The sequence below is a fragment of the Rhizobium sp. PK7-22 genome, from assembly GCF_056530405.1.
Genome location: NZ_CP096513.1, coordinates 281901 through 301725, shown reverse-complemented (window position 1 = coordinate 301725; position 19825 = coordinate 281901). Strand labels below are relative to the sequence as shown.

Sequence of the window (19825 nt, the reverse complement as noted above, 5' to 3'; positions counted from 1 at the left end):
ATCAGAATGCAGGAGCTAGAGTTTCGGTCGATGTTTGCCCCTTCCACTGTGGTTCAGCGGGAGCTTGGGCGGCTGATCATGGACATCTTTCAAGTGGATGTCTCGCCCCTTGACCGGCTGGGGCATGATCCAAGCGTCGTCTCCTTCGGCTGGTGGTGCGGCGATGAGTTGGTCGCCAATGTGAGCCTTTACGAGCGGCAACTGTGGCTGCTGCGCGAAAAAGTTAAGTCGTTCGGGGTGCAGTCGGTCGCTGTGCGGCCTGGATGGCGGGGAAAGGGGTTGTTCCGTGACCTGATGACGAAAGCTATTGCATACGCTGATGCCCGGGTCGATCATGTCCTTCTGACGACCGGCACGCCCGGTCTCTACCAACCTTTTGGGTTTCGGCACTTCAAGGAGTACTCGTTTCACGGGTATCTGCCGCCGCAACCATCTCAACAGACAAGAAGCCGCGTGCTTTCCCTAGCGGATGATGCTGACGTCGCGTTGCTGATGGCTCTCTTCCGGCGGAGAGAGCCAGTCTCCCTGATAGCCTCAGCGACCGACCACCCGGCACTGTTCATGCTAAAGACTGTTTCAACACCCAAGGTCAACCTCGTCCATCTGCCGCAGTTGGACGCAGTCGTGGCGGTTCAAACCGACCCCAGGTCTCCACTCACGCTACTCGATATTGTGGCGTCCTCCATTCCGTCGCTTCAAGAGGTCGCTTCAGCTTTGGGTTTCGAGGGCGGAGAAGTAACTGTCCTGTTCACTCCCGACCGCCTCTCCTGGACCCCTGACGCAAGCACCTTGAGAGACAACGGCTACATGCTGCGTGGAGACCTTCCCGTCGGCGAGCGGGCGGTCATGCTCTCAAGCATGACCATCTGAGAGCGGCTGGGGCGCTCCGAAGCAGGCTATAGCTGTAGGCCGCCTGCCGTTTCTACGGGGTCATCGAGAAGCGTGCCCGGCAATATCTTCAACGAATGAACGCGACGGCAGGCATCTCGGAGAAAGTCGTTGAGCGGGACGACTGACTTCATCGCCGAACTGGTAAGAGCGGCGAATGAGCTAGACAAGCTCACGGGTCGTGAGAAGCGGCGGCTGCTTGAACGATCCGCAATGGCCATCCGAGACATGCGCGAGGCCGCCTGCATCCCGAGTAGCAACACGGCCGCCGACGAGGTCTTGGACATTCAGCAGACTGAGGTTCTGATCATGATCGGGGAAGCTACTGACGCGCAGGTAAAGACTTCGCTGCTGGCCGCGGCCGACATGATCCGGACGCTACATATCGTGCCGGACACTGAAACCCAGATAAAGATCTGCGACGAACATGTAGCACAATCTTCCCCATCCGCCCCGAGCTCCCTCAAATGACGTGCAATCATCGAGGCCGACAATGACCGCTAAGAGCATTGTTATTGCGCTTGTAGCGTTGGTCGGCAGTTGCTCGGCATCGAACTACGCTGGTCTTTGCCTCCCGGCCTTTCGATACGCTTGTTAGAATTACGGGCGAACCCAGCACGCTTGTCTCCTACAGCAGTCTCCATGAGTTCAAACGAGCCAATGCTGATTGCTGCAGTTCAGGCCAGACTGGGGGAGAAGGTTTCCAAAGCTCGTTCTTCGACAAGATCCGTGGCAACTCCCGCAATATTATCCGCGTGAGCTACCGAGACGGGATCGGGTCGAACAAGATCATTTGGTTTGTCGTGACGAACTGTGGGATACTGTGGGACGGTTTTGATTGATTGGCGAGAATTCCAAAGCGGTCATGGCGGAACCTCTGCAGCCGTCCAGAGTTTTTAGAGCAGGATCTCCAGTCCAGTTCATTGGAAGAAGCCCGTTTCCCCTGACGGGCTTTTTCATGTTTGGAGCGGGAGCAATCGGCGCAGCACCTCTGCGTTTGCTCTGGAACCTGCCATAGAAGCGCTGGCTTGCTCACCCAGCGTCATCATCAATTTAGCTACCTCTTGCGCTCCGCAAAGCGCTCCTACGGTTGGATGCCAGAAGACACACGTTCCGACCTATTCCTACCGCTATCAGACTGAGGTCCGTCACACTTAGCAGAAACATAGCGCTAGCATAAGCGCCATGAAGAGCGCCGAAAGTCGACCCAATCACATCTCTCCCGCCGAGCTTCAGATGCTTCAGCGGGTCTTCGACGACGCATGCGGACGGAAAGACCTGAGGAAGGCGGGACGAGACGCGGAAGACATGGCCGCTACGATCGTCGGACTCTATGAGAACGGGCTGCGCGAAGAGCAGCAACTGGTTGCGCGATTGGTGTAGGGAAACCTTCGCTTCGCTCATCGCGGGCGAGCCGATACTGAGCTTTTGACGTTCCTCAAGAGAATGAAGAGGCCTGCCCGCTAGCTGATGCCTTCCAGCTCGTGGGTGCAGGCATGGGCCAGCTGCACATCGGGATCCACAACGAACTCCTCCGATAGCAGAGTGGCCCCTCCTGCCCCGATGGCACGACCTCCTCGATGACTTTTCGCCGCGCATCATAGCCCATCCTCGTCAGATCGTGCCCATCGAGGTACAGCAGGTCGAAAGCATAGAGGATGGCATTGCCAGCCGGTAGTTTGCCACCGCGACCACCAAGGCGAGTTTTGCATCCGCCCGAAGTCAGACTGCCCTTGCTCGTCCAGGACCACCGCCTCGCCGCCCAGGATCATAGTGTTCGGCATGTAGTCCCGCGCCGCGGCCTCGATGCCAGGGAAACGATAGGTCCAGTCGTGACCGCCGTGGGTGATGATCCGCACCCTGCCCTGCTCAATGTGAACCGCCAGGCGATACCCGTCCCACTTCAGTTCGTAGGACCGCTCGTCGCCGTGGGGCGGCTTGCGTGTGAGCTTTGCCAGACACGGCTCGATCCTATCCGCATGGGATCAAACGGGAGCTCCGGCTGCTTTGGATCACGACGCCGGACCTTGCCGCTCTGCAGTGGCAACTCCTCGTTGATCAGCAGCGGCTTCGTGGTCTTCCGGGAACGCTTTATCGTCTGCCCATTGCAGCAGGAAATGCTTGATAAGAAATCGCATTGACTCCCGCCGCAATGAGAACATAGATAGAACATCGGAGCCGCAGGGCGGCGGCGCTCCATCAAGAATCTGAAGCAGCAGAACGCGCTCCGGCGCGAAGGAGAGCCCGTGTCAGCATTGCCGAATGAGGGAGCCGCCCAAGAGGAAGCAGTTGACGAAGTCGAAGCCGCCCTCGCCTGGCACGATGGAGACGCGCAACAGACAATCGCGACCCTACTGGACGACATCAGACACCTGAGGCTGCAACTGGCGCTGACCGAGGTGACGTCCAGCCGAGGCTTCGCGCGCGGGTGGCAGCCTTCCTTCGAAAGATCCTGATCCATGTCCGAGGACATTGCCAAGGAGCTGAAGGCCGCGATCAGGCATCGGATTTCTTGCCTTGACCGCCCGACCATCAACGGCTTCGCTGGCACCGGCCAAACGAGGAAGCGAGAGACGCAGCTTTCCCACACCATCGCCCGGCGCATCGTGGACGAAGCGCTTCCTCCTTTCTCCTTCCGCTGGGACTTCGGCAACTTCGAACCCGCAGGCCGAGTCGATATCTACTTGACCGTCTTCACGGCATTGTTTGATATCGACGACGAGGACGCCCGGCGTTGGACTGACAAGGCCGAATGGGACGCAGCTCGTGATGAAGCTGTCCGTGACATTGTCAGGGCGCTAATGCGGAAGTTGGTGGTGGTAAAGCGGCGGGTCATCAACGAGGCTGCCGGCGCGGACGGACCCATTGGCGGTGCCCCGTCCGCCGGACTCATTGCTTGTTCAATGCGTAAGAATCGAGGTAACCGCACGCAATACAACGAAACGTCGTGACTTCATGAAGTACCTTGCCTTTGAGGTTCAATCCAGCAAGCCAGCTTTTTACGGGCTTACCTGAAACCCAAGTCTCTGCCGACAAAACGGGCCCCTCCCCTTGCTCAAGTAAAAACCCTCTTCCATGTCCGAGCTGCATTTACTACACTGGTAGGACATAACCTTGACCTTCTAAATGGGATCTGCTGTGCACTTATAGCCTCATGGCTGCATCTGGTGCAAAGCGGAATCTCAGAGGTTAGGGCGCGTGGGGCGTCAGCCTTCATCCAAGTCATCGTCGTAATGCGCTTGCTCGTGCGGCTGTTCGGTGAGCGCCGTCATTGCACCAGCGACTATCAACGACCAGATCGCTACAGAAAAGATGATCGCCGAAATCATCGCGCGCACCCTAATGGTCATGACAGCTCCTAAACAAGTCTCTCGATTCGCCTGCGACACTGCCACATCGTGGCGTGAATTGCCGTAAAAGACGGGTCACATTCGGGTTACACGAGGTTAGGGCGTGTGGGTCATCTTAGCGAGGGTGTATAGAGCCTCAGACGAAATTGACGATCCCGCGCCTGCTTGACGCTTTTCAATCCGCTAAATGGTGCGATATCGATATCTTCAACTTGCCGGGGCAGCAACCTCTGAATGGGATTCTGCGATGTTAAACGGCATGGAAGTTATCTGGCGATAGCGGCTGCAATCGCATTTGCTCTGACTTTTCTTCACGCAATGAGCAAGCTGAAGACTGTTTGCCCCTCGCCAAGCAATAGCTTTGGAACATCTGACGGTTCAGGTCACCGTACCTTTAGAACCGTCGTCCCTTACATCGGGGCGGTGGCCGGATTGGTCATGGCGATCTACTTGCTCCAGCTTCAGAAGCTCGCACTACCTGGAGCCGTCTGTTACGTAGTCGGCGGCGATGTAGGAGTCGAGCCAACGTGTCTAAATCCCATGTTTTATTCGGTGGCGTTAGCCGCTGCAGTCGCATTACTGGCGGTGTGTGCGTATGCAATCATCCGCAACACGTTTTTGAAGAAACCCCGCTAGGCTGGCAGTCGGCCAATATGTTTTGGGCCGGGAACTATCGCCTACTTCGCCGGTTTGATCAGGGCGATGTGTTATAGACTTAGCCCGCCACCCCTCGGCGGGCTTTTTTTGCTCAAGTGCCGTTGCCCTTCGTCCATGGATATAGCCTTGGACCGGCCGTGATCATGCGGATCATCTCTGGAAAGACCTCACTATAGCACCAATAGCCAGCGCCCATATCCCAGCTGAGAAGATCAAGCCCGATATCAACGCACGCATTCTCGTCGTCATTACAATTCCAATCTAGCACTTCGATTCTCGTGCAGGACAATGCCACACCCAGGGCTGAAGCTGGCGTAACGCTTGCTCACGTTCGGGTGAGGCCGAGGCTAGGCGCGTGCAGTTAGCGCTGTCGTCGACTCTGATTGGTTCTTGTGGTTCATTGGCCTTCTGAAGGACCGATGAAACGCACAAATCTTCATGCTATGGCATCCGTGAAGGTTGATGGCGCGATTTTGCTCCTGCAGCACAAGTTGTGGTCCAACTCATACTAATGTGCCGGGTATGCGATCAAGCTTGGGTTGGTAATCTCCCGCCAATCAACGGGCTTCAAAAGTAGAATTTTCTCGGGCTTTATGATCGAGGAGATTTTGATGAAGACGAGCGGGTTCAGCGAACCCTAATCCTTGCCATCCTTCGCCAGGCGGAAGGTGGCGTCCCTGTCCCCGAGCTTTGCCGGGAGCATGGAATGAGCACGGCGTCCTTTTACAAATGGCGATCCAAATATGGCGGTATGGACGCGTCGATGATCAGCCAGATGAAGTCCTCCCTGCTTGATGAGACACGGGTAAAACCACGCGCGGTTCTTTGGGTTCATCACCTAGACACGGATGTATGGAGATTAATGGATCACTCCGGCGGCGGACGTAACGGACAAACGGGAATTTGTCGGATTGTCGCGGATGCCATCTCGCGAAACCCTGCCGTCTTGCATGGACTTGACGTAGGCACCACAGAGTTTGCCCCCCGACAATCCCACTATGAAGGGACTGAGCCAGTTTATGCCCGTAGAAGGAACGAGCAGCGTTCATTTCACTGGAAACCGCTTCAACGGTGTCTACCTTCTAGACGGCGTCATCATAAGGATGGTGCCGTAGGAGATTGAGTCATGAGGGCTAATCTACCGGGATTGGCGGGAACAGTGTCTCGCTGTCAAGCACGTGGATCGGCAGCGGCCCGAGCGTCTCGACCCAACGGACATAGTCAGGGTCATTCAGAGGTCGTGTAGGGGCGACCCACGATCGTGTCCCAGGAGATGGTGTAGCTTCGGCAATCGCCGTGCCTTCCGGACAGAGCCGGGATCGGATCAGCTTGCGGCTGGCAGGCTGATGAGAGGATCATCGCTCATCGTGGCGATGGTCTCAAGTGTCATGTAACGGGATCGTTGGACGGCCCACTTGATGGTATGGACCGCTCCCTTTCCCTCAGCGAATATAGCGGTGTCTTTTAGCCAGAAGGAGCGTTTCCATGCCTGTTGTTACCGTTGGTCTCGACCTTGCAAAAACAGTCTTTCAAGCGCACGGCGTTGACGAGGCCGGTCAAACCGTTCTGCGCCGTCGCCTTGGACGAAGTGAATTGGTCGCGTATTTTGCCAAGCTGCCTCCTTGCCTGATCGCGATGGAAGCATGCTCCAGCGCCCATCACTGGGCTCGCGAGCTGGTTATTCTTGGACATGACGTTCGGCTCATTCCGCCGCAATACGTCAAACCCTATGTCAAACGGAATAAGACCGACGCGGCAGACGCAGAGGCGATATGTGAAGCGGCGGGTCGGCCAAGCATGCGTTTTGTTCCAATCAAGACCCGAGATCAGCAGGCGGTGCTTGTTCTGCACCGGTCTCGTTCATTGCTGGTTCGGCAACGAACAGCATCGATAAACGCGGCGCGGGGACTGGTTGGTGAGTTTGGGCTGATCGCATCAAAAGGCCGCTACCGCATATCAGAGTTGCGGCAGCGCATGAACGCAATGACGTCAGACCAAATACCAGCAATCGCCTGCCAAGCGATCAATACCCTATTTGATCATATCGATGTACTCGAAGAACAGATCGCTGCTGTCGAACGACAGATTGTCGAGTGGCATAGGAACAACGAAGATAGCCTTCGGCTGGCGACCGCACCAGGCGTGGGCCCGATCACTGCAAGCGCTATCGTCGCAGCTGTGGGAGACGGCCGTCAGTTCCAATCAGCACGACACTTTGCGGCCTGGCTCGGGCTGACTCCCAGGATGCATGCCAGCGGCAAGAAGGAGCGTATTGGCAGGATCAGCAAGGGAGGGGACAGATATCTGCGGGCGCTTCTTATCCATGGCGCGAGAGCGATTGTCGGAACGCTGTTCCGAAAAAACGTGACGCCTCGTCCATGGTTGCTTGCGCTCGCGGCACGCAGGCCGACCAACGTCACCGCTGTCGCCGTCGCGCACAAAACGGCACGCGCCTTGTGGGCAATGCTGACGCGTGAAGAGAAGTACCGCAAACCAATTGCTGCGGCACCGTCTGCAGCATAACAGCTCCAGCACTGTTCCTATGATCAGTGCTGGCTTGCGAGGGTAAGCGAATGTGATGGCAAACCGGTATGATCCGGGTTCGGCAAAGGCCCATGAAACGATGCGAGCCATATGAGCTCGTCCATTTGTCTGGCCGCCGATCCGCGAATACCATCAAGGCCAGCGGCCTAGCGGCTCGCACAGACAGGCCGGATACACGACCGCAAGCACCGTGTCTGCCGTGACGTTCAAATTACTCCTTGCAAACCGGGAGCGGTCCATACACATCGTTTTGCTCCATCAGCAGTGCGCCTACCAGCCTGACGATGGCGTCATCGTTGGGAAAGATGCCGACGACCTCAGTCCTTCGCTTGATCTCGCCGTTGAGACGTTCGATGGGGTTGGTCGAATGCAGCTTGGTCCAGTGCTGCTTGGGAAAGGTCATGTAGGCGAGCACGTCTTGCTCGGCGTTGTCCATGAGCGTGGCGAGTTTGGGCACCTTCGGCCTGATCTGGTCGGCGACAATGCGCCATTGACTGCTTGCCGCCTCCGGTGTGTCCTGAGCAAAAGCCGTGGCAATAAAGGCAGAGACAACGCGGCGTCCGCTCTTTCCAGCATGGGCCAAGGCATTGCGCATGAAGTGAACACGGCACCTCTGCCAGGTGGCGGAGAGCACCTCGACACTGCTGCCTTGATGCCCTCATGCGCATCGGAAACAGCCAGCTTGACGCCGCGCAGGCCTCTTCTTGTCAGTTTGCGCAGGAATTCCGTCCAGATCGGCTCGGCCTCGGATGTGCCGATCTCCATGCCCAACACCTCCCGGCGTCCGTCGGTATTGACGCCGACGGCGATGATGACGGCGACCGAGACGATGCGCCCGCCTCGGCGAACCTTCAGGTAGGTGGCATCGATCCACAGGTAGGGCCATTCACCCTCTATAGGCCTGTCGAGGAAGGCCTTAACCTTGTCGTCGATCTCCTCGCAAAGCCGGGACACCTGGCTCTTGGAGATGCCGCTCATGCCCATGGCCTTGACCAGGTCATCGACGGAGCGGGTCGAAACACCCTGAATATAGGCTTCCTGGATAACGGCCGTCAGGGCCTTCTCCGCCATGCGGCGCGGCTCGAGGAAGCTCGGGAAATAGCTGCCGGTGCGAAGCTTCGGAATGCGCAGCTCAACGGTGGCAGCCCGCGTCTCCCAGTCCCGGTCGCGATAGCCGTTACGCTGGGCCAGTCGAAAGCCATTCTTCTCGCCATAGCCCGCGCCGGTCTTCGTGCCGACCTCCAGCGCCATCAGCTTCTCGGCAGCAAAGCCGATCATATCACGCAGCAAATCGGCGTCGGCGCTCTTCTCAACGAGTGAGCGCAGGTTCATCATGTCGTCGGTCATCGGTGGTGTCCTTCAGGTTGAGCTTCAACAACCCGACCCTATCGGAAAACACTGGTGACCACCGCTACCCTGCTACACCACATAGCGTAATCGCTCAGGGCCTAGCCTTCCAGGCGGCGGCTCTCCACACTGTCCCTTGTCAACTGTGGCCAGTGTGCCGAAGCTATGAGGAGAACCGCCATAAAGTATTATGCCGGACTGGATGTCAGCCAGCAAACGACCTCAGTCTGCATCGTTGATGACGAGGGCACTGTTGTTGCCGAACGAAAGGTAGCATCGTGCCCGGACGCCATTGCTGAGGCGCTGGAGCCGTATGCAGTAACTCGTGCAGGACTTGAGACCGGTCCCCTGTCGGTCTGGCTATGGAATGGATTGAAGGAACGCGGCGTTCCCATCGTCTGCATGGATGCTCGCCATGCCAATGCGGCCTTAAAGATGATGCCTGCCAAGACGGACCGCAACGACGCCATCGGCCTGGCGCAGATCGTTCGTACGGGTTGGTGCAAGAGCGTTCATGTCAAGTCAACGGCAAGCCACGAAGCTCGGGCGCTCCTTGCCACTCGTAGCCAACTTGTACGAACCCGCTGTGACCTGGAGAACCAGATCAGAGGTGTCCTTCGCACCTTTGGTATCCTGTTTGGTAAACGGGTTGGTGGGTTCGCCAAGCGAGCCGAGGAAATCATCGACGGCGAGCTCCATGCGTCGCCGACAATCCAGGCTGTCGTGGAAGCACTGATGCGGGCACGTGCCAACATCCTTGAGCAGATCCGTCATCTCGAGGCGAAGGTTCGCTCGCTAGCGCGGCAGAACATCGTCGTCAGACGGCTGATGTCGGTCCCTGGTGTCGGTGTAATCACTGCGCTCGGCTTCGCCGCAACCATTGATGACCCGACACGATTCAAACGATCATCCAGCGCCGGAGCCTATCTTGGGCTGACACCTCGCATCTACGCCTCTGGTGAGACTATGAGATCCGGCCGGGTCTCAAAGCGGGGTGACGACTTTCTTCGACGCAGTCTATTTGAGGCTGCCAACGCGCTCCTGACAAGGATCCCGCAGTTCTCCGCTTTGAAGAGTTGGGGATTGCGCATCGCGCGGCGCGGCGGCTATCGCAAAGCTAAAGTTGCCGTGGCTCGAAAACTCGCCGTCATCCTTCATGCCATGTGGGTCTCCGGCGAGCCGTTCCGTTGGTCATCGCACGACCCGAGCGAGGTCGCATGAGCTACACCGAATATTCTGGTTAGCTGAGACCAGCGAGATCGTCCGGTCAGGACGATGGCGCAGTCGAGACCGATCCCACGAATGCGAGTGCTGGTTCGTCCAGATAACCGCGAACACCACATTGGTCGACTGAGCCTATCCAACGCCATGATGAGGCGGTCAAAGTGCCGACCTCGAAGAGAACCATGAGCCTGACCTGCGATGCCCACTGCGACCAGCTTGACAACCGCGATTAGAGAACGCTGCGGGACACGATCCGACCCACTGGCAAACAAGAAACTCAAAGCCCAGGTTATTGGCGAGCAGTTACTGATCTCGCGTGCGCGAGCATCGCATTCTCATCGTCCAGAAGCGTTGCAGCTTCTTTCTGCAGCGTAGTCATGAGTATTCCTTCTTGATTTGTCATGATCGTAGATCCTTTGGTTGACGGGAAAAGCTGCTTGGTCTTTTCACCAAGCGCCTCCCGTTACGGAAGAGCGTGCATTCGATGCCTTCTTGAGTGTCGGGGCGGTGCTCGGCAAACCGCCAAACCAAAACTGCATCTCCTGCGTCGGTTCGCAGGACGATCTTTCTCCTGGTCCGAAGAAGAGGCGCTTTCGCGGGTTGACGGTGCGGCAGGAGTAGTGCCGCCGGAACAACTGGTAGCAAGACGAAGTTACCGTCTTTTGAAAGATACCAGGCTGGCGCATTCACGAGCCCTCGGCGGCATTGTGCACCCGCACAATCCCATCAAGGGGTTCGCGGCCCATCTTCTTGGGGTACAGGATTGTGTTTCCGTCACGAATGTCTTCCTCGATGTCCACCAACCATGTTGATTTCGTCGAAGACGCGCCACCGGGGCGGCATCAAGGGAGATTTGGGTATGTGCGCGTTTACCATACGGCTTAAGCATCATTTTACGATCTCGTTGAGCAATGCAGGCTGTCGTGCTTTACCCGGTCTCTCTGGAGCGGAGCAACATGATGGCTGAAACGATACATCAGAGTGTCTTCGAGAAGATTGAGCGCGAATGGCGCTCGTCCAAAGCGGATCGTCCACGCTACGCGCCCGAGGGGCCCCCGGTCAGAAGATCACAATACACTGATCTGCTGTTCACGACGGCACTTGTCATCGTTCTGGCTGCGGGTTCATTCATGCCCGAATTTGGCTATTTCTCCTGTAAAGCCCCTCGCTGAACAACGAGCCAAACTCGATCTGCTGCAGGCCGGATTGATCGGTTCCTCGCAGCTCTGACGCCAGCAAAGGTGCGTCAAAGCCAAATCTCGTTAGAACATCAGGCTACGCCGGGTCAGCCCTCAGTGGAGATCAACACACTGGCGCTAGACCGTGCCGGCGCCTTCCAGCAAAGCAGCGTAGTGTCCCGCCATCTGGTCAGGATCGTATTTGCGGGCCAGTGAACGTCCGCTGCTTCTGAGGCGATCGGCCAGCTCCGGCTGCGAGAGAAGTTTGTCTATTGCTAGGGAAAATGCCTCATCGTCATCTGCTTTGGCAAACAGGGCCGCCGGCTGCCCGTGCTCGTCGATCAGCACGTCGCGCAATACGGGAAGATCACTGGCAACAACGGGCAGGCCCGCAATGGCCGCCTCGACGGCGGCCAGCCCGAAGGTTTCGCTGCGGGAAGGAAAGGCAAAAACATCGCCCGCCACCAGGAAATCATAGACTTCGCTGCGTGCAACCTCACCGATCAGGTGGAGACGATCACTCAGTCCCTTGGCCTGCGCCATCCCTACGATATCCTCACGCCCTGGTCCGTTTCCAGCAAGTGCAAGATGAACATCAGGCAGGCGGGAAAGTGCTGAAACCAGCACCAACTGGTTCTTCACGTCAGACAGTCTGCCAACCGAGATCACCAGCTTGGCGTCTTGCGGCAGATGAAAGCGATCGCGCGCCGCAACTTTGTCGAGGAACCTGTCTGGCCGCCAGCATCCGTGTTCAATGAGCTTGAGCCGGCGCCGATAGGCGGCTGGATGGTTGGCGTATTGGGCGTTGGTCCACGTCGAGTTGACAATGTTGTAGGAATAGCCCCCGAGGCTGCCACACAGCTTGTCAAGAAATGACGCGACTGCCAGCGTGCCAGACTGGGTCGGCGCCAGGCCCTGGTTGGCGATGACCAGCGGAATGCCGGCCATCCTGGCGCCGGCCGTTCCGATCAGGTTGCCCCAAAAATCATAGGTGATCACTGCCTGCGGCCTGGTACGGCGCAGATAGTGCATCAGAGCCTTGGCGCCTTTTGCCTTGTCGAGGAGACCATCGGCCTTCTCGAGGGAGAGGATATCGGCATTCTCAACGCCATCGTAAGCATCGGAATAGCGATACATGAACACGGTGCGCATTTCATGGCCGCGGGCGGTAAGGCCCGTAGCGACCATATCGGAAACACGTTGCGTGCCTCCCGCTGCAGCCTGGGTATGAACCTGGACAATCTTCAAAACAGGGGCCTTGCCAGTTTCTGTCGCTTTGCGCGCACCATACGCGAGGCACCTGGTGTGCGATAGTGCTGCTCCATTCTCGATGACGTTAACCCTAACCCGTCCTTGGCGCAGCGCAGAACAGCCGGGCATGCGACAGTGCTGCCTAGAGAATTGGCCTTTGATGAGGATGCGATGTTACGCCGGGAGTTCTTGTGCGCATTGGGTGGAGGCTGCGGCCTGGTCGTCGCAAGTCAGCGCCCTGCTGCGGCGCTGCAATCTGCAGATCATGCCAACAATCCTTCACCGGCTTGGAGCCGCCTCCCAAGCCTGGATCGAGGCTTCAACATTCCCGGCTGGATCGGTCAGGGGGATGATCGCGCACCCGCGCCCGATGTCTTGAAGAGACTGCGTGACGTCGGATTTTCTGCCGCCCGGCTGCCAGTTGACCCCTTCGATCTTGTGGCGCCGACGGGTGATCGCATCGTCGGCCAGGTGATGGCTGCAGCACACGTCTTGCAGCAACAGGGATATTCCGTGACGCTCGACATGCATTGCGGGGCAGAGATGCTGTCGCTGTTTGATGCCGACCCTGCTTTGGCCCGTATCTACGTGGAGCACGCTTGGGAGTTGCTGTTGGAAGAGGCGGTGAGCCTCCCGGAGGCGACGACCTTCTTTGAACTCCTGAACGAGCCCCCCATGGACGCAGCGCACTGGCATAATTTTGGTGCCGCCCTGGCGACGCAGGTGCGGCGTCGAAGTGCCCAACATACATTGCTGTGGGGCCCGGCCCTCTATCAGGCCATGTGGCAACTGGACGATGCCCTCCCCCCTGAAGATCCCAATATTATCATTGCCGTACACTACTATGAACCGATGAGTTTTACCCATCAGGGTGCCGACTGGGCCGGCGCATCGACCGGGCCATTGAAAAACGTCCCGTTCCCTGGCCAGGCCGACGACCGGTCGCTGACCGTATTGGGATCGCAGCTGCAGCGCGACGGCAACGCAGAGGCTATCGATCTGCTGGAGCGTGACTTCCAGGTCCCCTGGACCGTTGCACGCCTGCAGCAGTCGTTTTCCGAGGCAAGCCAATGGGGAAAGCGACACAACCGCCCGATCGTGCTCAATGAGTTTGGCGCCTATGGATCTGCGACGCAACCGGACGATCGGGCGCGGTGGATCAGAGCCGTTCGTGAGGCTGCCGAAGCAGCGGGCATCGCCTGGACCTACTGGGAGCTTGATGGTGGGTTTGGCTTCCTGGAGGACCGGCACGATCCTCGCAGCTTTGATCCCAGAATGCTGTCGGCGCTTCTGGACTGACCAGAGATCTGTCCTTCGGAGGTGCCTTGCACGCGTCGGGGTCACCCGGGCACGCCCGCGGCTATCAGCGGCCGCAGGTGGAGCTGAATTGCTGTCGTGGAAATCCCGTCACCTCAGGGCTTTTCGGTTGACGAGCCGACGCGGCAGGTCATACTCGTGGCATCTCCAGAATCGAGAGCCATGTCCCATGATCGCAGACGATGATGAGCCCAGTCTGGTGACGTCCACAATCAGCCAGAAGATCGTCGTCGACGGCTATTTGTTTTCAATCGACATCTACCGCCTCGACGGGGACAAGACCTGGATCTTGGAAGTGGTCGATCAGGAGGGCACAAGCCATGTCTGGGATCAGCAGTTCGTAACGGATGCGGAGGCGCACGAGGCGGCGATCGGCGCTCTCGAAATGGAAGGCGCTCTTGCCTTCATGCGAGGCAGCAACGTCGTTCCCCTCCGTCCAGGCTAATAGGACATGGTGTCATAACAGCATTTAGGTCCCTCGACATCACAGGCAGCTGGTTTCCAACCGGCCGGACCGCCTGAAATGGGTGCCCATGAACATGCCGACGATCAACAGGGCAAACCCCAGAGCAAGGGGGGAGTAGACAGCTTCCTCTTGGAGCACCGAGTTGGCGGCAATCGCTGCAATCACAGCCGCCGGGAAGAAGCGAAGCGCAGGCAAACCGTCGCCTCGCAGGCGCAGACAGCATCGGATGATCAAGAACAGCCATCCGTAGTAGGCGCCTGTGGCGAGGCCCATCTGGTATAGCATGACGCTCAGCGTGCTCTCGACGGGAACATCGGTATAGCCCTGGGCCTGCGCTCTTGGCCAGTCGATCATTGCCATGGCCGTTCCGGAGAGATTGCCGCCCAGTCCCAGTCCTCGGCCAATTGGATTGTCGAAGAAGAAGCGAATGCCGGAAACGAAACCGATGACGTGATAGTCGCGGTTGGCATAGCCGACGACGATCGCAAGCGTGGTGTAGCCGATCAACATCAGTGCCGTGGTGGAGACGGCCACGCGCGCCCCAAACAGTGTCAGGCAAACCCGCATGACGATTGACGCCATGACGACCATGATGGCGCCCTTCGAGCCGACTGCGATCAGGATCGGTAACGCCGCCACCAGAAACCCCCATCGGCCGGAAAACAGCCGCCAGCAGGCGAGAACGGCAATGACGTAGGCGTAGCTGATGGGGTGGAAATTGGGGCCACTCAGGCGGAAGAGCTGCGGAACGAAATCGTTGAGAAAGGTCAGGTTGAACAGGGGCACGGTGAGCAGGCCCTGCAGTCCTGGATAAAGCTCTCCAGGCTTGGTCAGGCTCGTCCCTAATTCGCCGTTGGTCTGCAATGCTTCGGAAATCCGCGCGGCGTAAAAATCGTCGCCGTTGAAGAGGGCGAGGAAATCAAGCTGAAAGACCAGTTCGCAGTAGCCAAACAGCAAGGCCAGTGCACCCATCAGCAACAGAAGCCGCTCGAATGCTACCCGGTAGAGTGACGCTGCAAGCAGTCCAACCGCGAACGTCAGGACCGGCGTGATGGTGTTTCGAAGATAGACAAGCGCATCCTTTGCCGAGCCTGTGACCAGCCCCAGGAAGAAATAGAATGTGATCATTGCAGTCAGAAGCAGGATGGCGTTGAGCCAGGTCCGCGTTGGCCGTGGCAGGCGGCCGGGTGCCAGGAAGGCGACAGCCATCAGCATTCCAAAGGCGGCCATGAGGATGACGAAATTGGTGCCGCGTAGCACATCGAGCGCGCGGGCGCTTTGCACGAGAGGGGTAAAGGCGGCCGTCAGCAGGTTTTGAAACAGGAAGCCGGCGAGGACCAGCATCGGTGCCAGAGCCGGTGCCACGGCCACAAGACCCAGTGAGACCACAGCCGTGACCAGCAAGCCGATCGGCATCGATACTGCAAATGACGCGACGCCGATTACCAGGGTGACTGCGAGGACGACGAGGTGAACGAGGCTGAGATCGATCTTGAGCTCGGGCAAAGCGGTGGGGCTGGCGGCCCGCGGGCGAGGAGCCAGCGCCTTAGTTGGCATAGCGATAGGGTGCCTGCCGGCGACCCAGCTGCGCCACTTCACCTTGGTAAGGCGTCTCAGAGCGGCGCTCGAGCGCACGCACGACACGCATGATCCCGTAAGGGGTATGACCCTGCGGGTGGGGGATCTCAGCTGCAGCCTGGCTCTCATGATCCAGGACCGTGAGTTGAAAACTCAGGAGCTCGCCAAGCGCTTCCGCGACCTGAGGCCCGAGAGACCGGATGATCACAAAGTCCGGTTCGCTCCCGATATCCGAGTGAAGCTGGGCAATGTCGTCTCGGACGGCGTCTCCCCCTGCTGTCGCAAGCGAGATCCAGACCGGCTCTCGACGCTCGATCATCTGTGCGAAGCGAGCGCGGTTGCGGCTCAGGTTCTGGGAGGGCCATACGTCAAGACCGAGTATTCTGTAGTCCTCTCTACTGGCCTCATCAGCAACATTGATGACGAGGACCTGTGTGCCGGCAGCACTGAGCTCCTGCGCCAGGGCCTCGGTCACCTCAAGGCCCAGGAAGTCGTCCTCGGGCGCTGCGACAGCCAAGACGTGAGGAGAAGGCCGAGGCTCGAGAGCCCCGACGATCCGAAGCAGCATGCGAGAAAATTGGAGATGCCGCGCGCCCGGCTGCGACTTGTCGTTCAGTACAAGCGTGCCAAGGTCAAGGGCTGCGGAAGCAGCCTTAGCGCGCGCGCCCCAGACAGGCCATGTCCGGTGCCTGCGAGAGTCCCGGCCGCTGCCACCGGCGGCGCGATCGGTTATGGGAAATGCAAAGCTTCCGGAACTGACCAGGAGGGCCAGCGCGATTCCCACAAAGGCCCCGAACGCCCCCATCACTGGAAGAAGAAGCTTGGGTTTTGGCCAGGAGGCACCCGTCGGCGCCGAGGCGGGAGTAATGACCCGTGCGTTGGGTTGCTGCAGGCCATCCAGCTGGTCGATCTCTTCAGCCCGGCGCTCGAACTGCTCCAAGACCCCACGCGCTGCCGCGGCCTGACGCTGAAGCTGGTTCAACTCAACCTGTTGCTGGTTGGCGCTATCGAGCTCACGTCTCAGCCGGGACAACTCCTGGGTGAGGTTATCGGCATTCTGTTGCGCGCGCTGCGCTTCCGAGCGCTTCTGGATGATATCCCGCTGAACCTCGGCGCGCAGGGATGTCTGTACGCGCGCCAGTTCCGTCTCAATTGCTCTCATTTGCGGGTGCATTGCGCCAAGGCTGGTCGAGAGGCGCGATCTTTGCGCCTCCAGTTGGTCAAGGTCCGCGCGCAGGCGCCCGGCAGCTTCCGTGTCAACCGAACCAACCGCCAGATCGAGACGGAGAGCGGCGTTTTCCTCCGCCAGCTTCAGTGCGTTCTGGACTGCAGCGGAAAAGCCGAGCGCGGCGACCAGCTGCGTATTGACCTGCTCTATACGCGCTTGCAGCAAGGTGCCGCCGGCCCCTGTCTCAACGATTGCCTTGCTGGCCCGATAGTCTGCAACTGCCGCTTCGGCCTTGGCAACGCTCTGGCGCAGGACGTCAATGCGGCCGCCCAACTGCTCGTTGACCTGATTGTTCAGCGCCGAGCTTTGTGTCCGCTCGCCACTAAGATAGGCATCGGCAACGGCGTTGGCGATCCGTGCCGCCTTGTCTGGATCGGTGGAGGAGAACGAGACATTGATGACATAGGTTGATCCCTGCCGCACGACATCCAGCTTGTCGCGGAACGTTTCGAAGATCTCATTCTTCGATGGTGCAGAGCCGGAAAGCCGGCCCATCATTCCTGTCCTGGTGAATTCCGGGTCTTGCGCCACCTGTTCGGCTTCAATCACCCGGTCAAGCAGAGTGCTGGAGCCCAGTACCTCGACCTGGCTTGCGATTGCGGCACTGTCTGATCCGTACCCGGGCAGCACCTCGGTCGCCTCGGTCACATTGGGCGTGCGCGGTTCCACCAGAAGCACTGCGGTGGCCTTATAGGTCTTCTCCTCCATCAGGAGGTACAATGATGTCAGGGTCAAAGCAGCCGCCACGCATGCCGCAATCAGGACCTTGCGTTCCCAAAGCGCCGCAATGATCAGTCCAAGCGGCAAAAGCGGTTGCTCTTCCGGAGGCAAGATAGTCCCTCTGTCAGGGCCTGTAGAACGTCCAGACATTACCGTTTTTTCCGATCAGGCTCCAAAGCAACCACGAGGACCAGTGCAAGTCGGTGGCCATAGGTTTGAGACGAAGCCTGGTGGCGACGCTCTGAGGGATAGTCTGCGATTATCCTTTACCAACCGTTACCATCATGCCTTCTCCGACCGACGGCGGGGAATGCCGACGGCCTCGCCGCGCCGCTGTGACGCGTCCGGCAACGACGTCCGCCACCTGGTGCGTTCTACCGCACACGACCAAGACATCTCTTATGGATTGATTAACCATGTTGGTTCGATACTGGCGCCTCAAGATGCACGCCGGAGCCCGCTACCATGGTCGTCGCCCGTCAACCGCCCATGATGGTACTAGCAATCGCGCTTCTGGCAAGCGGCGTTTGCGCCTGTTCCAGCTACCAGCCCGCGCCCCAAACGCTTGGACAAGCCGCCCTGCAACCCTATCGCCTCGACAGTGGTGATCGCGTGCGGGTGACGGTGTTCGAGCAGGCAGGCCTTTCCAATAGCTATTCGGTGGACCAGGCGGGTTATATCGCGGTCCCTCTGATTGGACAGGTGGCGGCGCGCGGACAGACGCTGCCGCAACTGGAAGGAACGATTGCCGCTCAGCTGAAGCAAGGCTATGTGCGCGATCCCGATGTGACGATCGAGATCGACCGCTACCGACCAGTCTTCGTCATGGGTGAGGTTGCACGTCCGGGGCAATATGCCTACGTCCCAGGCATGACAGCGCAGAATGCAGTGGCCATCGCCGGCGGCTACACGCCAAGGGGCAACCAGCGTGACGTCGACGTGACCCGCAAGATCAACGATCGGGTCATCACCGGCCGCACCCCATCGTCGGTCTCGGTGCTAGCTGGCGATACCATATACGTTCGCGAACGTTTCTTCTGATGGACTGGTTGAGGTTGAGATCGTTGGAAGGTGCTAAGGGGGCGGCGTCACGCTGGCGCTGTTATGCGACAGCGCCAGTTGGCGGACAGATGCCATTGTTTCAGAGGCCCAAGGCATAACGCATGGCGATCATGCTGAAGCTGAGCACGACGCACGCTGGGCCAAAGTGAACGGCTACATCGTGGAACAAACGTCGCAAATGTCCGGCCTCAGTAAAGTGGGATCTGGTCAGCATTCCAGGCGCGTTAACGCAAGGGTCGCGATTTCGTTCCCGCGCCTGGATATGCGCTCTGCATCGGAAGTCTCTGTTTTTTGCCTCAGGCGGCAGCGCGTCGAGCTGAGGGTAAGGTGATGGATCCCGACCGAAGAAACATCCTCAGCAACCGCTCGAGGCGCAGGCAAGGTTACTGCACGTGATGATGTGGTCTTGGGTTGCGCACCGCCAGGAGTTAGCGCCGAGACGTCCTGCGCGTCGCGTCTCCGTTCATGCCTGATTCATTTCAGACATGCGAGATTGGGACATGACAGAACAGACCGCCTTACCCCTCGCTCCCGAAGATCTCCAGCTCCTCCAGGAGGTCTACGATGAAGTCCGCGGAACCAGAAATCTCGAATCATGTGGAATCCGAACTGGTCGCGAGCGAACTGGTTCAGCTTTACCAGCTCGGTGTTCGAGAAGAAGAGCAGCTGAAGGCTTTGATCAGCTGATGGCCTAAGTGCGATTAGGCTTTGTCTTATCTAAGGAAGCGACACTCTGCGCCAGTCGCAATGTCGCAAGCGCTCGGTCTTCTTCTCCCGCTCCGAGACCTCCTGGTCGATGATGATTTGCGCGGCCGCGTCCGTCAACGCCCGCTTTTCGGTGGGATTCGGTCGGCGGACAATCGGTACAGCTTCAGTCATGGGCAACCCCTTGGCCTTTTGGACTAGCGGACGCGGCGCAAGGCAAATTTACGGGTGCAGGGAACCTATGGAGCGCTCGCGAGTTTACCAATCATCGCAGGGGCGACGGCTTGCCCCCAAGCCTGTTCTGCCCGGA

The 19825-nt window shown here is 58.7% G+C and carries 19 protein-coding genes and 2 pseudogenes; 13 read left to right on the top strand and 8 right to left on the bottom strand.

Features of this window, described 5'->3' with window-relative positions; all coding sequences use genetic code 11:
* Positions 1-6 precede the first annotated feature (6 nt).
* The 3 genes from M1E10_RS01560 (at position 7) to M1E10_RS01550 (ending at position 2271) form a co-directional block, all read left to right on the top strand.
* Positions 7-870 carry a GNAT family N-acetyltransferase gene (locus tag M1E10_RS01560; protein ID WP_499173260.1) on the top strand — a complete coding sequence of 288 codons (864 nt, stop codon included), beginning with the start codon at positions 7-9 and terminating at the stop codon, positions 868-870.
* 129 nt (positions 871-999) lie between these two features.
* Positions 1000-1359 (top strand): hypothetical protein, encoded by a 360-nt coding sequence (locus M1E10_RS01555; protein ID WP_499173259.1) that lies wholly within the window; start codon positions 1000-1002, stop codon positions 1357-1359.
* A gap of 714 nt (positions 1360-2073) precedes the next feature.
* On the top strand, positions 2074-2271 hold the full coding sequence (locus M1E10_RS01550) for a hypothetical protein (RefSeq protein WP_499173258.1): 198 nt from the start codon (positions 2074-2076) through the stop codon (positions 2269-2271).
* Between the two features lie 55 nt (positions 2272-2326).
* On the opposite strand, the gene M1E10_RS01545 is transcribed toward M1E10_RS01550, so the two are convergent.
* Positions 2327-2506, bottom strand: a complete 180-nt coding sequence (locus M1E10_RS01545) for a hypothetical protein (protein WP_499173436.1) — start codon at positions 2504-2506, stop codon at positions 2327-2329.
* Positions 2487-2762 carry a hypothetical protein gene (locus M1E10_RS01540; protein ID WP_499173435.1) on the bottom strand — a complete coding sequence of 92 codons (276 nt, stop codon included), beginning with the start codon at positions 2760-2762 and terminating at the stop codon, positions 2487-2489. Before M1E10_RS01540 ends, M1E10_RS01545 begins: the two co-directional genes overlap by 20 nt.
* Positions 2763-3143: 381 nt before the next feature.
* On the opposite strand from M1E10_RS01540, the gene M1E10_RS01535 reads away from it, so the two are divergent.
* Together M1E10_RS01535 and M1E10_RS01530 are read left to right on the top strand one after the other, a co-directional pair.
* Positions 3144-3344 carry a hypothetical protein gene (locus M1E10_RS01535; protein WP_499173434.1) on the top strand — a complete coding sequence of 67 codons (201 nt, stop codon included), beginning with the start codon at positions 3144-3146 and terminating at the stop codon, positions 3342-3344.
* A 3-nt stretch (positions 3345-3347) separates the two neighbouring features.
* Complete coding sequence (locus M1E10_RS01530; protein WP_499173257.1) at positions 3348-3839, top strand: hypothetical protein; 492 nt, start codon at positions 3348-3350, stop codon at positions 3837-3839.
* A 255-nt stretch (positions 3840-4094) separates the two neighbouring features.
* Here M1E10_RS01530 and M1E10_RS01525 read toward each other — a convergent pair whose 3' ends face one another.
* A complete protein-coding gene (locus M1E10_RS01525; RefSeq protein ID WP_499173256.1) occupies positions 4095-4238 on the bottom strand; it encodes a hypothetical protein in 144 nt (47 codons plus the stop codon).
* 1268 nt (positions 4239-5506) lie between these two features.
* On the opposite strand from M1E10_RS01525, the pseudogene M1E10_RS01520 reads away from it, so the two are divergent.
* Positions 5507-5700 (top strand): annotated as a pseudogene (locus M1E10_RS01520) (transposase); the annotation flags it as partial.
* 680 nt (positions 5701-6380) lie between these two features.
* Positions 6381-7418, top strand: coding sequence for an IS110 family RNA-guided transposase (locus tag M1E10_RS01515; protein WP_499172832.1), 1038 nt, complete (start codon positions 6381-6383; stop codon positions 7416-7418).
* A 265-nt stretch (positions 7419-7683) separates the two neighbouring features.
* On the opposite strand, the pseudogene M1E10_RS01510 reads toward M1E10_RS01515, so the two are convergent.
* Positions 7684-8786: pseudogene (locus M1E10_RS01510) on the bottom strand (IS256 family transposase); the annotation flags it as partial.
* Between the two features lie 165 nt (positions 8787-8951).
* On the opposite strand from M1E10_RS01510, the gene M1E10_RS01505 reads away from it, so the two are divergent.
* Both M1E10_RS01505 and M1E10_RS01500 read left to right on the top strand, forming a co-directional pair.
* Positions 8952-10007 carry an IS110 family RNA-guided transposase gene (locus M1E10_RS01505; protein WP_499173255.1) on the top strand — a complete coding sequence of 352 codons (1056 nt, stop codon included), beginning with the start codon at positions 8952-8954 and terminating at the stop codon, positions 10005-10007.
* Positions 10008-10969: 962 nt separating this feature from the next.
* Positions 10970-11182, top strand: a complete 213-nt coding sequence (locus tag M1E10_RS01500; RefSeq protein ID WP_499173254.1) for a hypothetical protein — start codon at positions 10970-10972, stop codon at positions 11180-11182.
* A 144-nt stretch (positions 11183-11326) separates the two neighbouring features.
* On the opposite strand, the gene M1E10_RS01495 is transcribed toward M1E10_RS01500, so the two are convergent.
* Positions 11327-12340 carry a glycosyltransferase family 4 protein gene (locus M1E10_RS01495; protein WP_499173253.1) on the bottom strand — a complete coding sequence of 338 codons (1014 nt, stop codon included), beginning with the start codon at positions 12338-12340 and terminating at the stop codon, positions 11327-11329.
* 201 nt (positions 12341-12541) lie between these two features.
* Between M1E10_RS01495 and M1E10_RS01490 the strand changes: the two genes are divergently transcribed.
* Positions 12542-13738 (top strand): glycoside hydrolase family 5 protein, encoded by a 1197-nt coding sequence (locus M1E10_RS01490; protein WP_499173252.1) that lies wholly within the window; start codon positions 12542-12544, stop codon positions 13736-13738.
* A 187-nt stretch (positions 13739-13925) separates the two neighbouring features.
* Positions 13926-14201 carry a hypothetical protein gene (locus M1E10_RS01485; protein WP_499173251.1) on the top strand — a complete coding sequence of 92 codons (276 nt, stop codon included), beginning with the start codon at positions 13926-13928 and terminating at the stop codon, positions 14199-14201.
* A 39-nt stretch (positions 14202-14240) separates the two neighbouring features.
* Here the strand turns inward: M1E10_RS01485 and M1E10_RS01480 are convergent, their stop codons facing one another.
* Both M1E10_RS01480 and M1E10_RS01475 read right to left on the bottom strand, forming a co-directional pair.
* Entirely contained in the window at positions 14241-15779 is a 1539-nt protein-coding gene (locus M1E10_RS01480) for a hypothetical protein (RefSeq protein WP_499173250.1), read from the bottom strand.
* On the bottom strand, positions 15769-17859 hold the full coding sequence (locus tag M1E10_RS01475; RefSeq protein WP_499173249.1) for a GumC family protein: 2091 nt from the start codon (positions 17857-17859) through the stop codon (positions 15769-15771). Before M1E10_RS01475 ends, M1E10_RS01480 begins: the two co-directional genes overlap by 11 nt.
* A gap of 381 nt (positions 17860-18240) precedes the next feature.
* Here M1E10_RS01475 and M1E10_RS01470 point away from each other — a divergent pair, with 381 nt between their 5' ends.
* Together M1E10_RS01470 and M1E10_RS01465 are read left to right on the top strand one after the other, a co-directional pair.
* Positions 18241-18789 carry a polysaccharide biosynthesis/export family protein gene (locus M1E10_RS01470; protein ID WP_499173433.1) on the top strand — a complete coding sequence of 183 codons (549 nt, stop codon included), beginning with the start codon at positions 18241-18243 and terminating at the stop codon, positions 18787-18789.
* Between the two features lie 585 nt (positions 18790-19374).
* Positions 19375-19497, top strand: coding sequence for a hypothetical protein (locus M1E10_RS01465; RefSeq protein ID WP_499173248.1), 123 nt, complete (start codon positions 19375-19377; stop codon positions 19495-19497).
* Between the two features lie 30 nt (positions 19498-19527).
* Here M1E10_RS01465 and M1E10_RS01460 read toward each other — a convergent pair whose 3' ends face one another.
* Positions 19528-19689, bottom strand: coding sequence for a hypothetical protein (locus M1E10_RS01460; RefSeq protein WP_499173247.1), 162 nt, complete (start codon positions 19687-19689; stop codon positions 19528-19530).
* Positions 19690-19825: the final 136 nt, after the last annotated feature.

Bases quoted from the DNA above. Each gene is read 5' to 3' on its own strand.
- M1E10_RS01500 (WP_499173254.1), top strand. From the start codon at position 10,970: ATGGCTGAAACGATACATCAGAGTGTCTTCGAGAAGATTGAGCGCGAA.
- M1E10_RS01515 (WP_499172832.1), top strand. From the start codon at position 6,381: ATGCCTGTTGTTACCGTTGGTCTCGACCTTGCAAAAACAGTCTTTCAA.
- M1E10_RS01465 (WP_499173248.1), top strand. From the start codon at position 19,375: ATGAAGTCCGCGGAACCAGAAATCTCGAATCATGTGGAATCCGAACTG.
- M1E10_RS01525 (WP_499173256.1), bottom strand. From the start codon at position 4,238: ATGACCATTAGGGTGCGCGCGATGATTTCGGCGATCATCTTTTCTGTA.
- M1E10_RS01560 (WP_499173260.1), top strand. From the start codon at position 7: ATGCAGGAGCTAGAGTTTCGGTCGATGTTTGCCCCTTCCACTGTGGTT.
- M1E10_RS01530 (WP_499173257.1), top strand. From the start codon at position 3,348: ATGTCCGAGGACATTGCCAAGGAGCTGAAGGCCGCGATCAGGCATCGG.
- M1E10_RS01550 (WP_499173258.1), top strand. From the start codon at position 2,074: ATGAAGAGCGCCGAAAGTCGACCCAATCACATCTCTCCCGCCGAGCTT.
- M1E10_RS01480 (WP_499173250.1), bottom strand. From the start codon at position 15,779: ATGCCAACTAAGGCGCTGGCTCCTCGCCCGCGGGCCGCCAGCCCCACC.
- M1E10_RS01460 (WP_499173247.1), bottom strand. From the start codon at position 19,689: ATGACTGAAGCTGTACCGATTGTCCGCCGACCGAATCCCACCGAAAAG.
- M1E10_RS01470 (WP_499173433.1), top strand. From the start codon at position 18,241: ATGGTACTAGCAATCGCGCTTCTGGCAAGCGGCGTTTGCGCCTGTTCC.
- M1E10_RS01505 (WP_499173255.1), top strand. From the start codon at position 8,952: ATGAGGAGAACCGCCATAAAGTATTATGCCGGACTGGATGTCAGCCAG.
- M1E10_RS01485 (WP_499173251.1), top strand. From the start codon at position 13,926: ATGATCGCAGACGATGATGAGCCCAGTCTGGTGACGTCCACAATCAGC.
- M1E10_RS01495 (WP_499173253.1), bottom strand. From the start codon at position 12,340: ATGCGCACCGTGTTCATGTATCGCTATTCCGATGCTTACGATGGCGTT.